Annotated in this window: 19 protein-coding genes; 5 read left to right on the forward strand and 14 right to left on the reverse strand. The window is 71.3% G+C overall.

Annotated features, from left to right (window positions below):
* Positions 1–3: 3 nt before the first annotated feature.
* Positions 4–468, reverse strand: a complete 465-nt coding sequence (gene rpsI / locus ACTU3I_RS13280) for a 30S ribosomal protein S9 (RefSeq protein WP_442926169.1) — start codon at positions 466–468, stop codon at positions 4–6.
* A gap of 21 nt (positions 469–489) precedes the next feature.
* Positions 490–936, reverse strand: a complete 447-nt coding sequence (rplM, locus tag ACTU3I_RS13285) for a 50S ribosomal protein L13 (protein WP_442926170.1) — start codon at positions 934–936, stop codon at positions 490–492.
* Between the two features lie 198 nt (positions 937–1134).
* Here rplM and ACTU3I_RS13290 point away from each other — a divergent pair, with 198 nt between their 5' ends.
* Positions 1135–2271: a PAS domain-containing sensor histidine kinase gene (locus ACTU3I_RS13290; RefSeq protein WP_442926171.1), complete on the forward strand. Its 1137-nt coding sequence runs from the start codon at positions 1135–1137 to the stop codon at positions 2269–2271.
* Positions 2272–2559: 288 nt separating this feature from the next.
* Entirely contained in the window at positions 2560–3021 is a 462-nt protein-coding gene (locus tag ACTU3I_RS13295; protein ID WP_442926172.1) for a VanZ family protein, read from the forward strand.
* On the opposite strand, the gene ACTU3I_RS13300 is transcribed toward ACTU3I_RS13295, so the two are convergent.
* Positions 2984–3835 (reverse strand): CPBP family intramembrane glutamic endopeptidase, encoded by an 852-nt coding sequence (locus ACTU3I_RS13300; protein ID WP_442926173.1) that lies wholly within the window; start codon positions 3833–3835, stop codon positions 2984–2986. The two genes, ACTU3I_RS13295 and ACTU3I_RS13300, sit on opposite strands and share 38 nt — an antisense overlap.
* A 49-nt stretch (positions 3836–3884) precedes the next feature.
* On the opposite strand from ACTU3I_RS13300, the gene ACTU3I_RS13305 reads away from it, so the two are divergent.
* Positions 3885–4538, forward strand: coding sequence for an arsenate reductase/protein-tyrosine-phosphatase family protein (locus ACTU3I_RS13305; RefSeq protein ID WP_442926174.1), 654 nt, complete (start codon positions 3885–3887; stop codon positions 4536–4538).
* Between the two features lie 19 nt (positions 4539–4557).
* Here the strand turns inward: ACTU3I_RS13305 and ACTU3I_RS13310 are convergent, their stop codons facing one another.
* From ACTU3I_RS13310 to ACTU3I_RS13345, 8 genes are all read right to left on the reverse strand, one after another.
* The gene (locus ACTU3I_RS13310; RefSeq protein ID WP_442926175.1) at positions 4558–5946 is read right to left on the reverse strand and encodes an amidohydrolase family protein; all 1389 of its coding nucleotides are present in this window, start codon (positions 5944–5946) and stop codon (positions 4558–4560) included.
* Between the two features lie 4 nt (positions 5947–5950).
* Positions 5951–6724 (reverse strand): enoyl-CoA hydratase/isomerase family protein, encoded by a 774-nt coding sequence (locus ACTU3I_RS13315; RefSeq protein WP_442926176.1) that lies wholly within the window; start codon positions 6722–6724, stop codon positions 5951–5953.
* Positions 6721–7704, reverse strand: a complete 984-nt coding sequence (locus ACTU3I_RS13320; RefSeq protein WP_442926177.1) for an MBL fold metallo-hydrolase — start codon at positions 7702–7704, stop codon at positions 6721–6723. Before ACTU3I_RS13320 ends, ACTU3I_RS13315 begins: the two co-directional genes overlap by 4 nt.
* A complete protein-coding gene (locus ACTU3I_RS13325; RefSeq protein ID WP_442926178.1) occupies positions 7701–9038 on the reverse strand; it encodes an MFS transporter in 1338 nt (445 codons plus the stop codon). Before ACTU3I_RS13325 ends, ACTU3I_RS13320 begins: the two co-directional genes overlap by 4 nt.
* Before the next feature lie 103 nt (positions 9039–9141).
* Positions 9142–10026: a helix-turn-helix transcriptional regulator gene (locus ACTU3I_RS13330; protein WP_442926179.1), complete on the reverse strand. Its 885-nt coding sequence runs from the start codon at positions 10024–10026 to the stop codon at positions 9142–9144.
* A 278-nt stretch (positions 10027–10304) separates the two neighbouring features.
* On the reverse strand, positions 10305–11312 hold the full coding sequence (locus tag ACTU3I_RS13335; RefSeq protein ID WP_442926180.1) for a hypothetical protein: 1008 nt from the start codon (positions 11310–11312) through the stop codon (positions 10305–10307).
* A complete protein-coding gene (locus tag ACTU3I_RS13340; protein ID WP_442926181.1) occupies positions 11300–12466 on the reverse strand; it encodes a sensor histidine kinase in 1167 nt (388 codons plus the stop codon). Before ACTU3I_RS13340 ends, ACTU3I_RS13335 begins: the two co-directional genes overlap by 13 nt.
* Entirely contained in the window at positions 12450–13082 is a 633-nt protein-coding gene (locus ACTU3I_RS13345) for a response regulator transcription factor (RefSeq protein WP_442926182.1), read from the reverse strand. The genes ACTU3I_RS13340 and ACTU3I_RS13345 overlap by 17 nt, the downstream gene beginning before the upstream one ends.
* 257 nt (positions 13083–13339) lie before the next feature.
* On the opposite strand from ACTU3I_RS13345, the gene ACTU3I_RS13350 reads away from it, so the two are divergent.
* A complete protein-coding gene (locus ACTU3I_RS13350) occupies positions 13340–14824 on the forward strand; it encodes a polysaccharide biosynthesis tyrosine autokinase (protein WP_442926183.1) in 1485 nt (494 codons plus the stop codon).
* A 305-nt stretch (positions 14825–15129) separates the two neighbouring features.
* Positions 15130–15792 carry a hypothetical protein gene (locus ACTU3I_RS13355; protein ID WP_442926184.1) on the forward strand — a complete coding sequence of 221 codons (663 nt, stop codon included), beginning with the start codon at positions 15130–15132 and terminating at the stop codon, positions 15790–15792.
* A gap of 96 nt (positions 15793–15888) precedes the next feature.
* On the opposite strand, the gene ACTU3I_RS13360 is transcribed toward ACTU3I_RS13355, so the two are convergent.
* The 3 genes from ACTU3I_RS13360 to ACTU3I_RS13370 are packed head-to-tail and all read right to left on the reverse strand — an operon-like array spanning position 15889 to position 17800.
* Positions 15889–16554 carry a LuxR C-terminal-related transcriptional regulator gene (locus ACTU3I_RS13360; protein WP_442926185.1) on the reverse strand — a complete coding sequence of 222 codons (666 nt, stop codon included), beginning with the start codon at positions 16552–16554 and terminating at the stop codon, positions 15889–15891.
* Complete coding sequence (locus ACTU3I_RS13365; RefSeq protein WP_442926186.1) at positions 16547–17218, reverse strand: sensor histidine kinase; 672 nt, start codon at positions 17216–17218, stop codon at positions 16547–16549. The genes ACTU3I_RS13360 and ACTU3I_RS13365 overlap by 8 nt, the downstream gene beginning before the upstream one ends.
* A gap of 21 nt (positions 17219–17239) precedes the next feature.
* Complete coding sequence (locus tag ACTU3I_RS13370; RefSeq protein WP_442926187.1) at positions 17240–17800, reverse strand: PspC domain-containing protein; 561 nt, start codon at positions 17798–17800, stop codon at positions 17240–17242.
* Positions 17801–17802 lie beyond the last annotated feature (2 nt).

Raw genomic sequence — 17802 nt, forward strand, 5'->3', positions numbered from 1 at the left:
AACTCAGCGCTTCGAGTACTGAGGCGCCTTGCGGGCCTTCTTCAGACCGGCCTTCTTGCGCTCGATGACGCGCGCGTCACGAGAGAGGAAGCCGGCCTTCTTCAGCGTCGGGCGGTTGTTCTCCGCGTCGATCTGGTTGAGGGCGCGGGCGATGCCGAGGCGCAGCGCACCGGCCTGACCGGAGTCGCCGCCACCGGAGATGCGCGCGATGACGTCGTACGCGCCGGTGAGGTTGAGCACCGTGAAGGGGTCGGTCACGAGCTGCTGGTGCAGCTTGTTCGGGAAGTAGTCCTCGAACTCGCGACCGTTGATGGTGATGACGCCGGTGCCCGGCACCAGGCGCACGCGGGCGATGGCCTGCTTGCGGCGACCGACGGCGGCACCGGGGACGCTCAGGACGGGACGCTCGGCGGCGACGGCGGCCTGCTCGACCGGGGTCTCAGTGGAGTAGTTCTCGATGTTCGACACGAGTGAATCCTTAATCGGCGCTTACTGGGCGACCTGGTCGAAGGTGTACGTCTTGGGCTGCTGAGCGGCGTGCGGGTGCTCGGCACCGGCGTACACCTTGAGCTTGCCCAGCTGCTGACGGCCCAGGCTGTTCTTGGGGAGCATGCCGCGGATGGCCTTCTCGACCGCGCGGACGGGGTTCTTCTCCATGAGCTCCTCGTAGGAGACCTTCTTGAGGCCGCCCGGGTAACCCGAGTGGCGGTAGGCCATCTTCTTCTGGAGCTTCTGACCGGTCAGCGCCACCTTGTCGGCGTTGACGACGATCACGAAGTCGCCCGCGTCGATGTGGTTGGCGAAGGTCGCCTTGTGCTTGCCACGGAGCAGAGCGGCGGCGTGCGAGGCGAGACGGCCGAGAACGACGTCGGTCGCGTCGATCACAAGCCACTCGCGCTGGACTTCGCCGGCCTTGGGAGTAAAGGTGCGCGTCACAATAGTGCTGCTTTCTCATTCGAACGGAGGTGTTCGTGAATCCCGCTCCGGAGGGCTTCGCGCGGCGAAGAACACCAGTTGGAGGGCTCACGTTCGCGGTGTCGCCGGCAGGGCGGCAAGCACCAAAGAGTCAGCTTACGGCATGCTAGAGGCGAGGCCAAACCGCGCCTCGGCATCCGCGCACATCGGGGGTCGGTCATGCACAAGCGCGCATACGAGCGAGCCCACCCCGTCGACCCTGCCTTCCGGGCGGCCCAGCCGCCCGCGCCCGACGCCGCGGCCCCGATCGCCCCCGTCACGGCGCTTCCCTCGCTGACCACCGCATCCGACTGGGCGCACCAGGTCACATCCGTCGCGATCTATCGCCTCGACCCGAGCGGGCGCGTGCGCACCTGGAACGCCGGCGCCGAGCGCATCAAGGGATACAAGGCGCGCGAGATCATCGGGCAGTCGTTCGAACGGTTCTACCGCCCGCAGGAGCGCGCGCAGCACAAACCGGCGCGGCTGTTGGAGCTCGCCGCTCGCGACGGCACCGCCGAAGACACCGGATGGCGCGTCCGCGCTGACGGCTCGACGTTCTGGGCCGCGGTCATCCTGACCGCCGTGCGCGACGAGCGCGGCGTGCTCACCGGGTACGCCAAGATCACCCGAGACCTCACCGCGATGAAGCGTCAGGAGGAGGAGCGGGCGGCGTTCCTGCGCGCCTTCGCCCATGACTTCCTCTCCCCCATCACGGCGCTGCGGGGCTACGTCGATCTGCTGCAGGAGGCCGCGCCCGAGCACAGCGAGCTCGTCGACCGCGTGGCGACGGTGAGCGATCACCTCGTGGCGATGATGGACGAGCTCTCCCAGCACATCCGCGGCGGCGCCGGCGAGCCGCTGGCCCCGGTGCACATCGCCGCCCTGGTTCGCGAGGCGGGCGAGCTCATGCTCCCCGGCGAGGCGTTCCAGCGCCTGCAGATCTCGGGCGACGAGTCGACGACCGTGCGCACCAACGGCGCGGTGCTGCGGCGAGCTGTGGCGAACCTCATCGACAACGCCGCGAAGTATTCCGACGGCGACATCCGCATCGAGATCACCGACACCCACTCCGAGGTCGCGGTGAAGATCGCCGACTCCGGCCGCGGCATCGCCCCCGAGGATCTTCCGACCATCTTCGACATGCACGCGCGCGGTCGCCTCGCCGATCCCGCCGACGGCGGCAGCGGCGTGGGGCTGGCGAGCGTGCGCGAGATCGTCGAGCGGCTCGGCGGCGAGGTGGCGATCACCTCGACGTTGGGCGGAGGCACCACCGTCACGCTGTTGCTGCCGCCCGCGGCCTCGCTCAGCCGCTGACCCGCCCGCGGGGGCGCCGGATTCGGCGAGGAGCGGCCGCGACCACAGCGGCGATTTCACCCGCGGATTCACCCTGTGGATTGCGGCGCGGGCCCCCGGGCGAGTCCTATGCTGACATCAGAACCCGATGCATTCCCGACGCAACGGCACCTGCGACGGCTGGTTCCGCCCCTTCCCGGCTTCGCCGGCGAAGGGGCTTTCTCTTTTCCTCATCGCCGCGAGAGCGCATCAGGTCGTACCCCCGCGTGAACGAGGCGACCGGATGCGGAATGCGTCTATGGTTGCCGGATGCTGCGCCCCGCCCGCCCGCTCACACGCGGCGTCGTGCTGACGCTCCTCGGCGGCTACGCGGTGGCCCTTGCCTTCATCGTGTTCTGGCCGACCCCCGTCGACGAGGGCGCGGGCCCGATCCTCGATCGGGTGGAGAGCCTGTTCCCCTGGGCCACCTACCGCCGCGTCGAGTTCACGGCGAACATCGCCCTGTTCGCCCCGCTCGGCTTCCTGTTGACCCTGCTGCTGCGCCGCTGGGCGTGGTGCGCGGTCATCGGCGTGGCAGCCAGCGGCGCGATCGAGGTCATCCAGGCCGTCGCTCTCCCCGGTCGCACCGCAACGCCATGGGACGTGCTCGCCAACGGCCTCGGCACGATCACGGGCGTCGCGATCGGACTCATCTGGCTCTCGTCGACGCAGCGCACACGCGGCGAGCGATCCGTCAGCCGAGCTGGACGCTCGTTCCCGCGCCGCCCATGAGTGTGCCGATCGTCGCAAGGGCGACCCATATCCCGTTGTAGACGACGTGCACGAGCACCGCGCCCCAGATGCGGCCGGTCAGCAGCACGAGCAGGCTGTTGACGATGCCCACCAGTCCGAGGGCGAGCGCCGCGTCCCACGGAATGGGCGCGAGGAGCGCGTGGGCGAGAACGAAGAGCCCGGTCGAGACCAGCACCGCCGCGAAACCGGCCATGCCTCGCCCGGCCAGCCGGCGCACCCCGGTGTACACGGCCACCAGAACGAGCCCGCGGAAGAAGAACTCCTCCAGCACGGGCGCGATGACCACCGCGCCCAGCAGCTGCTCGAACAGCCAGTCGCCCGGCAGCGCACCACCGATGGAGGGGTACGACGGCCACGCGCCGTCGCCGCCCGCCGCCATCTCGAGCCATCCCTGCACGACGCGCAGGATCAGGCCGAGCGCGACGCCGTAGAGCACGTCGACGGCACGGAAGGTCAGCAGCATCCGGGGTCGCGAGCGCGCGAAGGCGAAGATCACCGGCACCGCGAAGGCGACCCAGACGACCACGAGCGACAGCGGCGCGCCGAGGGGTGCGGCGACGAACTCGTTGAGAGCCGCGGCACCGACGAGCCCTGCCCCGAGGCCGAGGACTGCCCACCCGAGCAGTTCCCAGCCCCAGTGCTGCACCGAGGTGCCGCCCTCGAGCCAGGTGCGACGCCGTCGCGGCGAGCGGCGACGCGACGAACGCGTGGGCTGCTCGTCGCCCCCGGACTCCGGCTCGAGGGGCGGGAGACCCAGCTCGAAGCGGTCGGGGGCGTCGGTAGACTCGGTCATCAGCGCCCACGTTACCGGCGGGCAGCGCCGACACCACAGCGGGAGCCCGATGCTCGACCTGGATCTGAGCGGCCTCTTCTCGCCGCAGCCGGATGCGTCGGGGGCGCCGACCGTGCAGATCCTCACCGTGTGCACGGGCAACGTGTGCCGCTCCCCGCTGGCCGAGCAGCTGCTGCGCACGCGTCTCGCGCCGCTCGACGTCGCCGTGTCGAGCGCCGGCACCCGGGCCTTGATCGACCGGCCGATGGATGCGGATGCCGTGCGCCTCGCCGCGCTCCTCGGGGTGCCGGCCGACGACAGCGCCGCCCACCGGGGCCGCTGGCTGAGCGAGACCGAGCTCGTCTCTCCCGATCTCGTGCTGGCCATGGCGCGGGAGCATCGCGCCGGTGTCGTCGAGCTCGCGCCGGCCCGCACTCGATCGACCTTCACGGTGCGCGAGTTCGCCCGGCTGGCGGCCGATGTTCCCGACGCGCAGGTGCGGGAGGCCGCGGATGCCGCGGGCACCGATCCGCACGCGCGGATGCGGGCGACGCTGGCGCTGCTGGCGGAGCGCCGAGGCGTCGTCGCTCCCCCGTCCGCGGCATCCGGCGACGACGTCGTCGACCCGTACCGCCGCTCGTGGGAGACGTACCAGCTCTCGGCCGCGCAGCTGATGCCCGCGGTGGAGCAGGTGCTGCGCGTGCTCCGCGCGACCCTCGCGTGACCGCTCGCGGGTGGTCGAGTCAGTCTGAAAAGTCGAGGCGGTCCAGCGGCCAGCGGGCCTTCTCGAGGAGCCGCTCCTGGGACGCGACGAGCCGATTGCGCACGCCGACGAGATCGACGTCCACCATTTCGCCGCCCCACTTGCGGAAGCGGCCGTCGACCATCACCGCCGAGACGACCCCGGGATGCGCCGCCTGCGCGACGCTCGCGTACACATTGTTGATCGGCGTGAGGCGCAGGCCGGCGGGATCGAGAACCAGGAGGTCGGCCACGCGCCCGGGAGCCAGGGAACCGGTGACCGCCCCCAGCCCGAGGTTGTCGGCTCCTCGCGTCGTGGCCGCGGCGAGGATCTCTCGCAGGGTCGTCTCCGGCTCGCGTCCTTCGCGAAAGCGCTGCGCGCGTGTGTGGTTGTAGAGCACCTGCATCTCGGCGAACATGTCGACGGCATACGTCGCCGGGTTGTCGTTGCTGATACCGGGCAGCACCCCCATCTCCGTCCACTCGAGGTAGGGGATCTCGCCGCGACGGAACTGGGTCTCGATCCTGGGGCACACGTTCACCCGTGAGCCGGCGTCTCGAAAGAGCGCTCGCTGCTCGACATCGAGAAAGCTGCCGTGGTTGAGCGTCACCCGGTCGTCGAGCTCACCGGAGCCGTACAGCTCGCGCAGCGGCAGAGTCTCCAGGCCACTGTCGAACGACACCCACAGATCCAGCTCACGGCGCACGCGGAGGATGTCGCGCACCTCGGCGGGGTCGTCGCGTCCGAGCGCGTACATCCGCATCGTGACGAGTTGATCCGCCGAGGAGAAGTACCGCTCGCGCAGTCGCGCCGCGTTGTCGAGGAACGCGGGATCGTAAGAGCCCACCCTCGGGCGTCCCGAGGCATGCACGCCGCGGAGGCCGGAGTCGATTAGCGCCTCGACCGAGGCGACGGAATGCTCCAGCGAGCGGGAGTTGTGCATGTTGTCGCCCACCGACGTGATGCCGCTTTCCAGGGCGGTCAGCAGTGTCGCGAGCGTGCCGATGTAGATGTCCTCCGGCTCGTAGAGCGGCGCGAACCGGTGGTGCAGCACGGTGAAGTACGCTCGCGTGTCGTCCGACCCGTCGCGCACCACCTCCGGCAGTCCGTCGGCCTCGGGCGTCGAGGCGTTGTTCGGGATCAGACGGCCGAGCGCTCCCTCCCACGCGTGGATGTGAGGGTCGCAGAAGCCCGGCAGGACGATGGCCCCCTCGAGGTCGACGACGAAGGCGTCCGCCTCGATCGAGGGAGCGATGTCGATGATGCTGCCGTCCGCGACGAGGATGTCCCCTCGCGGGAGGTCTCCTCGCGTGGGGTCCATCGTGAGGACGGTCGCGCCACGGAGGATCATCCGCTCGGCGCGGGGCACGTCAGGATGCGGGATACGCATGATGTCAGTCCTTGTCTGCGTGAATTGCGGCGAGCGCTTCGAGGTTCAGGCCGTATTCGAGCACCTGGAGGAGTTGCAGCTTGAGAAGCTGCGTCAGCGCGAGCCGGGTGTGCCTCCGTACGACGTCGCGCCGTGCGGCGAGCTCCCGGGCGACCTCCCAGGCCCGGTCGAGCACGGCCTCCGGGGGGACCACCTCCGCGACCAGTCCGAGCGCCAGAGCCTCATCCGCATGGATCTCCCGGCCGGTGTAGAGGAAGTGCCGTCCGCGGTTGAATCCGAGGAGGAGCGGCATCACCACATGCATGCCGTCGCCCGGCACCACATCGTTGGCGAAGTGCGCAGAGTCCTGGAACAGCGCCGTCTCCGACGCGATGACGATGTCGGACAGGAGGGGGATCTCCGCGTGCCGCCGGGCAGGGCCGTTGACGGCAGCCACGACCGGCACCTCGACATCCAGCAGGTTCATGAGGAGGTCTTTACCCCCGCTGCGGAACCTGTCCCACTCGTCCGGCGTGCGGGACCCGATGTGATTGGATCCGACGCTGTTGGCCTCGGGACCGGAGAAATCGGTGCCGCAACCCGTGAGGATCACGACGCGGTTGTCTCGGTCCTGCGCGATCTCGCGGAACAGCTGCTCGTACTCGCGGTGCACCGCGGTCATCCACTGCAGGGATCCCCCGTCGGTGTGGAGGGTGACCTCGAGGATGCCGTCCTGCCGGCGCAGTCGGGCGCGGGAGAAGGCGGTGAAGTAGGCGGGCGATCGTGTCTGCGTGCTCATGCCCGCTCCACCTCCCGGTAGGTTTCGCGACCCGCGATGAGCTTGTGGCCGTAGGCCGACGGCTCGAATCGGATCATGTCGGCGAAGATCGCTGCTTCATCGAGCGCGACGCCGGCTTCAGCGCCTGCCGCCTCCGCCATGGCCCGATGGAGGTTCAGCACGATCCGCTCCGGGTTGACCCACGCCGCGAACTCACCGAGGTCCAGCCCGCGTGCTGCCGCGAGCGGTGTCTCTCCTCGGTCCAGGGCACGCGCGGCCGCATCGGCGACGAAGTCGAAGTACGACCGCCAATGCTGAATCTGGGCGACGCCCGCCAGAGCTCCGTGGCCCGGCACGATCACACTCGGCTGCAGCGACTCCATGAGATCGAGAGCGGCGCGAGAGCCCGCGAGCGAGCCCGCCATGAGGATCGGAGTGCCCTCGGTGAACAGCACGTCGCCGGTGAAGAGCACGCGCTTCTCGGGCAGCCACACGATGACGTCTTCTCGCGTGTGGGCCGGCCCGACGTGGATGAGGTGAACCTCCGTCGCTCCCACGTGCAGCGTCAGCCGTCCCTCGAACGCCACCTCGGGAGGCCGCAGTCGGATCTCGCCCCACGGCACGAAAGGATCGCGGCCCATCGGCGAGAGCCCGGTGGCGATCACCGCCTCGCGGCACCCCGCGTGAGCGATGATCGTGGCGTCATCGAACACGAAGTTGCCGAACGTGTGGTCGCTGTGATGGTGCGTGTTGATGAGGAACCGCACATCGTCCTGCCCCGTTTCCCGCCGGATGTCCTCGCGGAACCGCCGCGTGCGGCTTTCGGTGAGCAGCGTGTCGACGACGCACACCTCGCCGTCGTCCACGAGGAACCCGGCGTTGCTGAGCCCCCAGCTGCCGTCGGGCTGGAGAGTGGCGAAGACCCCGGGCGCGACCTCGTGCGTCTCGGCGGGCGGCACGAAGCCGCGGTAGAGGTGATCCAGGTCGGGTGCTGCGCTCACGCGTCCCGCTCCGCATTGGTGAGCGGCGCCGGACGCGAGCCGGCATCCGTGGCGAAGTCAGCCTCGATGTCTTCGAGCGGGCGGTTGCGCCCCTCCTTGAAGACCCATCCCATGAGCGCCAGGATCGCGAAGAGGACAGCGGCTCCGAACGCCAGCGGCGAGTATCCCCACACGGGGTACACCGCCGCGGCGATGAGCGGCGGGAAGAACGACAGGCCGCGGCCCACCTGCAGTGCCGTCCCGACGCCGAGGGAGCGCACGCGCGTGGGGAACTGCTCGGCGAAGACCACGCCGAACAGTGCCGCGCCGCTCGTGCCGAAGTAGGTGAGGAAGACGGCGGCGAGGCTCCACAGGCTGATCACGACCGATTGGAAGAGCACGCCGAGGATCGCGCACCCGAGGGTTGCGAAGATCGCCCACACCGTCCACGCCAGCCGACGGCCGATCCGGTCGGCGACCCAGCCGGAGGTGATCGAGCCGATGGTGATGGCGGCGCCGACGATGACGCTGTACCAGGCTGCGGTGGCGAAGCTGAAGCCCTGCACGGTGATGAGGTAGGTCGGGAGGAAAGCCGCGATGCCGTAGAAGCCGAAGAACGAGATGGAGCACGCGATGATCGACAGGATCAGCGGACGCAGGAACTTCGCCGATCGCACGAGCGGCCAGTCGATCTTCGCGCCGGTGTGCCGCGAGCCGTCTTCGGCGAACTTCTCCCACTTGTCGGACTCTGGGACCGTGAACCGCGCCACGAGGGCGAGGATCACAGGGAAGCAGGAGACGGCGAAGACCCACCGCCATCCGATCTCGGGGAGCAGATAACCGCCCACCAGCGCCGCCCCCGCGAGCCCGATGCCCGCGCCGCTGTAGAGGGCCGCGCCCCAGCGACCCCGCTTGGGAGCCGGCACCACCTCGCTCACGAGCGACTGCCCCACGCCGAACTCCCCGCCGAGCCCGATCGCCGCGATCACCCCGAAGAGGAGGAGGATCTCGTAGTTCGGCGCGAAGGCGCGGGCGAGGGTGAAGGCGCCGAAGAGAGCAATCGTGATGATGAGCACGCGCCGGCGTCCGATGCGATCGCCGAGGTACCCGAAGAAGACGCCGCCGACGGCGATGCCGAGCAGCTGCATCGACAGCAGGAGTGCGGTCTGCCCGCCCTCCAGTCCCATGTCGACCGCTATGGGCACGATGAGGAACGTCATCAGAGCGATCTCGTAGTAGTCGAAGACCCACCCCGCGAAGGCGGTGAGCCACGCCAGGAATTGCGGGCGGGTGAGCTTGTCGGGTGCGGCCGGAGTGGCGACGGCGGTGCCGTCTCTGCGGACGTCGTCGATCATGGACGTTCTCCTTATGGTGTCGTCGCGCCCGGGGGGCGGCGGGAAAGCGAGCGGATAGAGCCGCCTCGCGTCGTCGCGGGGCGGATGGGCGGCGGACTGGGCCTCAGCCCGGGGAGGACAGAGCGGTGCTCAGGACGTCGGTCAGGCCGGCATCGGCGCCCGGCGGCGGGCAGCCGCCGTCTTCCAGCAGCGCACGGAAGGCTCGGGTGCCGGGGAGATCGGGGATCGGGGTGTAGACGTAGACGCGCTGCCCGGGGACTCCCGAGATGGCGAGCGCATCGAACTGCAAGTGCAGCTCGCCGGCGAGCGGGTGGTGGAACAGCTCTTGCGCCTCGATGCGCGGGCGCACCTCGTGCTCGGCCCAGAGGCTCGCGAAGCGCGTCGACTCCATCGAGAGCTCCCCGATCACCTCTCCCACGCGCGGCTCGCGGGGGAACTGCGTGGACGCGGCACGGAGATTCGCCACCGACGCGCGGGCCACCGCGTCCCAGTCGTCGTAGAACTCCGAAGCGGCGGAGTCGAGGAACACCATCATGGCGAGGTTGTCCACGCGCGCGAACGCGCTGTACAGGGCGGCCGCTTGCGCGTTGAGCGCGAGGATGTCGGATGCGGGGCCCACGACCATCGCGGGGGCGATGATCGAGTGGTCCAGCATCAGCCGAACCCCGTCGCTCACGTCGGGAGGGCTGGCCTCCTCATGCCACGCCGGCGCCACGATCTCGAAGAGGTGCCGTGTGGCATGAGCGTCGAGTTGCAGCGCGCGGCTGAGCGCCGTGAGGACCTGGTGCGACGGATGCCGCTCCCGGCCCTGCTCGAGCCGACGGTAATAGTCCTCGCTCACCCCGGCGCGCCGCGCCACTTCCTCGCGACGAAGCCCGGTCACTCGACGATCGCCCCCCGCGTCGATGCCGGCCTGCTCCGGAGCCAGGTTCTGACGACGGGCGCGCAGGAATTGAGCGAGATCACCACTCAGAACTACTTCGTCCATGAGGGTTACGGTACGCGCGCGTCCCCGCCGTGTGCAGGGGTGGGGTTCTCCCCCCTGCGCGTGCTCCGCGGAGCCTCGCGGGAGGAATTGGGCGGGTGGGGCCACGGCCCCTGCCGCCCCACCCGCCGTCGAGCGAGGGTGCGCTCGACTTCCCCTGAATCCCCGGTCATAGCCCGGATGTGCGTGAGGCGGCATCGGAGAAATTCCGCCTCCGACAGGGGATCCTCGTCAGCCTAGGCAGCGGCACCCGGAAAGGATCCCCCCAGCATCAGGGGTTATCAGTGCACGCCCTGCACGACTCCGGCGGCATCCAGGAGGGTCCGCGAGCCGCCGCCCTCGCCGTCGCTGCGCACGACGGTGACCGCACCCGCCTCGTCCGCCGCACGGATCGTCACCGCACCCTCGGGCACGTCGCTGACGAGAGCCGCGATGGCTTCGAGCAGGTGCGGATGCGGCGCCTCCCCCGGCCCCTCGAGCCACAGCATCGATACACGCACACCCCGTCGCCGCGCATCGGCGATGGCGGTGGCGAGCGTCTCGCTGCGCACCCGGGGCGAACGCAGCTCGTCGCGGATCGCTCCTTCCAGCACGCGCACCTCGACGAGCTCGGCCTCGCTCAGCGCCGGCCCGTCGGCGATGCGCCGGAGGAGGGCGGAGGCTTCGTCGCGGATGCGGTGCAGTTGCGCCGCATACTCGTCGGCGGCGCGGGCGGATGCCTCCGCGGCGACCGCCGCCCGCGCCTCGGCACTGCGGTGTGCGCGTTCGGCCCGCACGACGAAACCGAGCCCGACGCGCCACAGCACGCACAGGCACAGCGCGATGACCGGAAGCGCCAGGTTTGCCGCGGCATCGCCGACGGTGCCGCCGCGCACCGCGGTCGCCGCGCCCACCGCGGCGAGCACGAGCGCACCGGCGACCGCTCCGGCGGCGATGTTGCCGCGCGCGATGAGGGCGGCGGCGAGATAGGCGGGCAGGTCGACCGTCCACGGCTCGATGGGTCCGTCGACGCCCAGGCGCAGCACGGCCGCGACGACGGCGGCGGCGGCGGTCGCGACAGCAGCGCGGCGAGAGAGGATGGCCGCCGACCGCTCCGTCACCAGCACCACACCGCAGAATTCCAGCAGCACCGCGACACCGAACGCGAAGCTCCCCGAGGCGCCGGCGACCTGCCCGCCCAGCACCGCCTGCGCGGTGCTCACGGCCCACGTGAACAGCAGGGCCCAGCGCGCCACCGGCATCCCGAGGCCCCCGGCGCCGGTGTCGGACGCGACGGTCAGGCGTGCCATGCGAGACGCACCTCCGTGCCACGGCCGGGGGCGGTGTCGATCTCGGCGGCGCCGCCGGGAAGCGCCGTCATCCGTCCGACGATGCTCTCGCGAAGACCGAGCCGTGCCGGGTCGACCGCCGACGGGTCGAAGCCCCCGCCGTCATCGGTCACGGCGACGCCGACGGCGCCGTCGGCGATCCGCACGCCCACGCGCCGGGTGGCGCCGGGCCGGGCGTGGCGCACGCTGTTGCGCACCGCCTCCGCGGTCGCGGCGGCAAGGGCCTCGACCGCGTCGGCGGGCACGCGCGTGTCGTCGGCGTCCACCTCGACGACGCATCCGGAGTCGGCGTCGCGCGCCGCGTGCACGAGCCGCTCCACCGCATCCGCCGCCGTCACGACCGTGCCCGCCGACGAGCTGCCGACCCGCTCGAGTGTGGCGAGGGCGGATGCGGCCTCCCGGCGCAGCTCGGGCGGCATCGCCCCGCCCAGCTGAACCGCCGCGGTGAAGACGGCGAGCACTTCGTCGTGCACGATGCGCGTGAGCGCGCGCTGGCGCTCGATCGCGGCCTCGCGTTCTGCTTGCCGGAGCGTCGCGGCCTGCGCGACGGCCTCGGAGCGCTGCAGCTCGCCCAGCCGGTCGCGGAGGGCCAGCAGGATCAGCACGAGGGTCACGACCGCGAGGTGCACGGCAGTCACCTCGGCCAGCGACGGCGAGACCGCGCCGATGACGAGGAGCGACGACACGACCGGCGCGAGCGAGGCGACCACCGCCGCTGCGACGGCGAGCGGAATCGGCGCGATGAGCGTGAGGGCGGCGAGCGCTGCCGGATCCAGCGCCCACACCCAGATGCGCAGGTGCGCGACATCACCGCCCTGGTAGGCGGCGAACGAGGTCAGCTCGAGCACGATGCACAGCGGCGCGAGCGCGTACCAGCAGACCGCCAGCAGGCGAAGCGGGGCATGAAGGCTCCCCGCCAGCAGCACCGCGAACAGCGCGAGCACCACGACGCATCCGGCCGTCCAGACCGGAGCCCAGTCGGAGGAGCGCAGCAGCGCCGGCAGCCCGGAGAAGAGCAAGAGCACGACCGCGGCGAGCGCGATCACCAGGCTCAGTCGCCGGAGGCTGCGTTCCGCGCCCTTCTCGGCGAGCGCGAGCTCAATGCTCGTCGACAAGCCCGTCCTCCACGGCCCGGCGGTAGAGGTCGACCTTCGTGGGCGCCGGGCGATCGACGCCGGCGTACTTGGCGCGGATGCGGCGGATGTGGTCGATCACGGTCTCGCGGGAGATGAACAGTGCCGCCGCGACGCGCTCGGCCGTCTCCCCCGCCGCGTAGAGGGCGAGCACCTCGCGCTCGCGATCGGTGAGGCGAGCCGACACGAACGACTCGTCGTGCTCGAGCGCGGCGGCCCAGTCCGACCCGGCGGCGACGCCCTCCCGGAGCACCGCCCGCACCGCGTCGGCGATCACCTCGGCGCGTTCAGTCTTGCGGACGGCTCCGGATGCTCCGGCACGCGCCGCGCGCCGCAGCAGCGCCGGCTGCTCGGCCCCGGTGTAGGCGAGAACCGGGATCCCCGCCTCCCGAAGCTCCGCCACGTTGTCTTCGACCGACGAGCCGTCTGCCAGCGACAGGTCGAGCAGCACCAGGTCGAGCGCCTCCCCGCCGTCGAGCACTTCCGACACCGTCGCCCCGGCGCGCGCGACACGCATGTCGGGTTGCGCGTTGAGCACGCTGGCGGCGCCGAGCAGCACGGCGGGGTGATCGTCGACCAGGCCCAGGCGCAATTTCACGTCGTCTCCCGAGGGGTGGCGAGCGGTGCTCGGGCGCATCGCGTCGCGCTTGATCACGCTACCGGCCCCGCGACCTCACGGCCTGCTGCGCCGCCCGCAGCCACTCCCCCATATACGGGGGATTCCGCACCCGGTCCCCTCACTCGCCCCTCATCGCTCGCGCATGCTGCCTCTCGACGCTGACGCCGCCCCGCGCTCCGGGCCCGAAAGGGCCTGTGTGGCAGGATGAGGGCGTACTTCCACCCCCGAAAGGCGTCATGGAGCTCAGCGACTACATTCGCATCCTGCGTAAGAACTGGCTGGTGATCGTCGCGACGACTCTGATCGGAATCGCGGTCGCCGCCGGGTACTCGCTCACCCGCACGCCGATGTTCGAAGCCTCCAGCCGCGTCTTCGTCTCGACGCAGGCCGGCGGCACGGTCGCCGAGCTGCAGCAGGGCGGCAGCTTCGCGCTGCAGCGCGTGGGCACGTACGTGCAGCTGGCCGAGACGCCGATCGTTCTCAACCCCGTCATCGCCGAGCTCGACCTCGACGGCACCGCCGACAGCCTCGCAGCCCAGATCACCGCATCCTCGCCGCTGAACTCGTTCCTCATCGACATCTCGGTGCAGGACGCCGATCCGGTGCAGGCTGCCGACCTCGCCAACGCCGTGGCCGCGAGCCTGACCGCCGCGGTCGAGCAGATCGAGATGCGCACCGACCAGCAGCAGAGCCCGGTGCAGCTCACGCGCGTCAAGGATGCGTTGGCCCCGACGAATCCCGTGAGCCCCAACGTCCCCCTCAACCTCGTGCTCGGTGCCCTCGTCGGTCTCGCGCTGGGCATCGGCATCGCCGTGCTCCGAGCCGTGCTCGACAACAAGGTGCGGTCCTCGCGCGACGTCGAGGCGATGACCGACCGCCCCGTCATCGGCGCGATCCCCTTCGACCCGAAGGCCAAGGAGCGGCCTCTCATCCTCGATGCCGACCCACACAACACCCGCTCCGAGGCCTTCCGCGCCCTGCGCACCAACCTGCAGTTCCTCGAGATGGACGGCGGCCACAGCTTCGTCGTCACCTCGAGCCTGCCGAGCGAGGGCAAGTCGACCACGGCGCTGAACCTCGCCCTGGCGCTGGCGGATGCCGGCAAGCGGGTGGCGCTCCTCGACACCGACCTGCGCAAGCCCAAGGTCGCCGAGTACCTCGGCATCGAGGGCGGTGCCGGCCTCACCGACGTCCTCATCGGGCGCGCGCGCGTGGCCGACGTGATGCTGCCGTGGGGCAAGCGTCCGTTGTACGTGCTCCCCGCCGGCAAGATCCCGCCGAACCCGAGCGAACTGCTCGGCTCGAAGCAGATGGGTCAGCTGCTCGACGCCCTCGGCAAGGAGTTCGACGTCGTGCTGTGCGATGCCCCGCCGCTTCTTCCGGTGACGGATGCCGCGATCCTCGGGCGTTCCACGACAGGCGCGATCGTCATCGTCTCGGCCGGACGCACGACCGTCAATCAGCTCGGCGGCGCCTTCGACGCCCTCGACACCGTGGGCGCGAAGATCGCCGGCGTGGTGCTGACGATGGTGCCCACGCGGGGTCCGGATGCCTACGGGTACGGCTATGGATACGGCTACGGCGGGTACGGCGACTACGCGGCGGCTGCGGCGGCCGACAAGCCCGCCCCTCCCAAGCCGGCGGCGCCGAAGGCAGGGCCGTCCCGGCGCGGCACCCAGCCCGGCGCCGCACCGGCGACCCCGGACGGTCCGCTTCTGTGACCTCTGCGTAGATCCCCCTGGCGAGTTCCCCGATGGAGGAGTGGCATGGCGAGTCGGCCCCCCGGCCCCCGCACCTCCGCGCGCTGGCTCGCGGGTGCGCTGGTCGCCGTCCTGGCGGTCGCGACGCTCGTGCTCGTCGCCGTCGCCATGAGCCGGGTCAGCGGTCCTGAGGCCGCACCGCAGCAATCGCCGGCGCCCTCCTTCACCTTCGGAGCATCCGCCTCTCCCCCCGCCACGACGGCCGCCCCCACCCCGACGACCGCGCGGGTCCGGCCTACCCGCGCGCCCAGGAGCGGTTCCTCTCCGTGGGCCCCGGAGCCATGTGGCGCGCGGTCGCCGGTGAGTGCGGCTCGGTCGCACCGCTCATGGAGCGCTCGACCGACGGTGGCCAGACGTGGCGCGAGGTGACTCCGCGCTATCTCGGCATCGGTCAGGTGATCACGCTCGACGCCTTCGCAGGCACCGAGGCCGAGTCTGTCGCGCGGATGGGCGCCGGGTGCGAGACACAGGCGCTCCGCACCTTCACCCAGGGTCGCTTCTGGGAGCCGTACCCCGAGGTGCTGGCCGCCTCCCGCTACCTCGATCCGGCGACGCCCGCAACGGTCATCACGCCCGATGGGCCGCTCGCGGCCCCGTGCGACGATCCGCGCAGCGCTCGCGCCGCCGGCTCCACGCTGGCGCTCGTGTGCGCGGGCACCCCGTTCGTCCTCGGCGGCGACCGCCAGTGGGTGCAGCTTCCGGTACCGGATGCCGCGGCGCTGAGCATCGTCGGCGACCGCATCCTCGTGGCGGCCCGCGCCGCCGGCTGCGACGGCCTCGCCGTCACCGCCCTGAGCGGATCGGGCTTCGCGGATGCGGCGTCCCTCGGCTGCGCGCCCGCCGACCCCGCCGCCCCCGTCGCCGTCGCCGCCTTCGACGACGGTGCCGTCGTCTGGTCGGGCGACGCCGTCACCCGCCTCGGCCCCTGAGCGAGCGCAGCGAGACGAAGGGCCACCCCACCGCACCCCGCCCGCCTCGGCCCCTGAGCGAGCGCAGCGAGACGAACGGCCGGTCCCGTACCGCGCTCAGAGAAGGCGGCGGGCGTTCACCCACGCGGTCAGCTCGTGCCGCGACGAGAGCTGCAGCTTGCGCAGCACCGACGACACGTGACTCTCCACCGTCTTGACCGACAAGAACAGCGCCGCAGCGATCTCCTTGTACGAGTGACCCCGCGCGATCAGCCTCATCACCTCCTGCTCGCGAGACGACAGTCGGTCGAGCTCGTCCGTCGCGACCGCGGTCTCGCCCGCGACCGCACCGAACGCGTCGAGCACGAATCCGGCGAGCCGCGGCGAGAAGACCGCGTCACCGCCGGCGACGGCGTGCACGGCCCGAGTCACCTCGGCGCCGGATGCGCCCTTCGTGATGTAGCCGCGAGCCCCCGCTCGGATGACGCGCACGACGTCTTCGGCCGCATCCGACACGCTCAGCGCGAGGAAGCGGGTCTCGCCCGCGATCGAAAGCGCCTCGCGCAGCACCGCCTCGCCGCCGGTGACGCCCTCCTCCGCTCCCGGCAGGTGGACATCGAGCAGCACCACGTCGGGCTGCGCGTCGGCGATGGTCGAGACGGCGGCGGCGACGTCGGCCGCCTCCCCGACCACCTCGATCGTCGCATCCACGTCGGCGCGCAGGCCCGACCGGAAGATCGAGTGATCATCGACGATCACCACCCGCACGATCCGCTCAGGCACCTGCCGTCTCCCCGCCGCCGAGGGTGAGGTGCACCTCGGTGCCCGCCCCTTCCACACCCCGGCCCACCGTCGCGGCACCGCCGGCCCGCCGCACGCGCCCGATGATGGATTCCCGCACCCCCAGTCGATCAGGCGGCACAGCATCGAGGTCGAAACCCGGCCCGCGGTCGCGCACGAACACGTCCACGCGTGATCCGGCGCCCTCGATGTACACCGACACGTCGCCACCCGCGTGCCGCGCCGCATTGAGCATCGCCTCGCGTGACGCGGCGGCGAGCTCGCCGCTGGCCCGTTCCACCGTCGTTCCGGCGGCGACGACCTCGATGTGCACGGGGTAGTCGAGTTCGAGCGCGGCGGCGTGGTCGCGCAGGTCTGTGGGAAGGTCGCTGTCGGCGGGCTCGTCGCCGTCGTAGAGCCAGCTGCGCAGCTCGCGCTCCTGCGCGCGCGCGATGCGCGCCACCTCGCTGGATGCCCCGGCGCGATTCTGGATCAGCGCGAGGGTCTGCAAGACCGAGTCGTGCAGGTGAGCCGCCATCTCACTGCGCTGCTCGTCGCGGATGCGCCGCACCCGCTCGCGCGAAAGGTCACGCCACCGCTCGAGAAGGGTCGACGAGTAGAGCGCTCCGATGCCGATGAGAGGCACGAGCGCCAGCAGGAGCGCCACCGCACGAGTCGCCCCGGGGGATCACACCACGACGACCGCCAGCACGACGAGCACCCCTGTCAGCACCGCGCGCACCGCGGTCGCGTGCCGGGGACCGCGTGCGGGGTCTCTGCCATCGAGAAGCGTCGCCCACAGCCCCGCGGCGAGAGCGAGACCGGTGACGACGACGACCCCGCCGGCCGCCCGCGCGAGAGCGGAAACCGAGAACACCTCGCCGCGCGGGGTCCACACCGAGATCAACGTGATGGCAAGAGCGAGCACCGCGAGCGCCGTCAGCATCCATGCGGCGGGAGCCCGCCGGGTGGGCGCGGCTCCGCTCGCGTCCGAGTCCGAGTCCGACGCGTCGGCCAGCGGCACGAAGGCCCACAGCCACAGGTACAGAAGCACCCCGGCGCCCCAGAGCAGAGAGGTCAGCACGAACAGCCAGCGCACCACGCTCACGCGCCATCCGAGGTGGTGCGCCAGCCCCGCAGACACCCCCGTGATCAGCATCGCCCGCGGCCGCAGCAACCTCGGCCGCTCCCGCGGCGGGGCGAGCGTCGAACCCCGGGCCGGAGCGTCGGCGAAGGTCGGCGTCGTCATGC

This window comes from Microbacterium sp. RD1 (genome assembly GCF_052220165.1).
Taxonomy (GTDB): domain Bacteria; phylum Actinomycetota; class Actinomycetes; order Actinomycetales; family Microbacteriaceae; genus Microbacterium.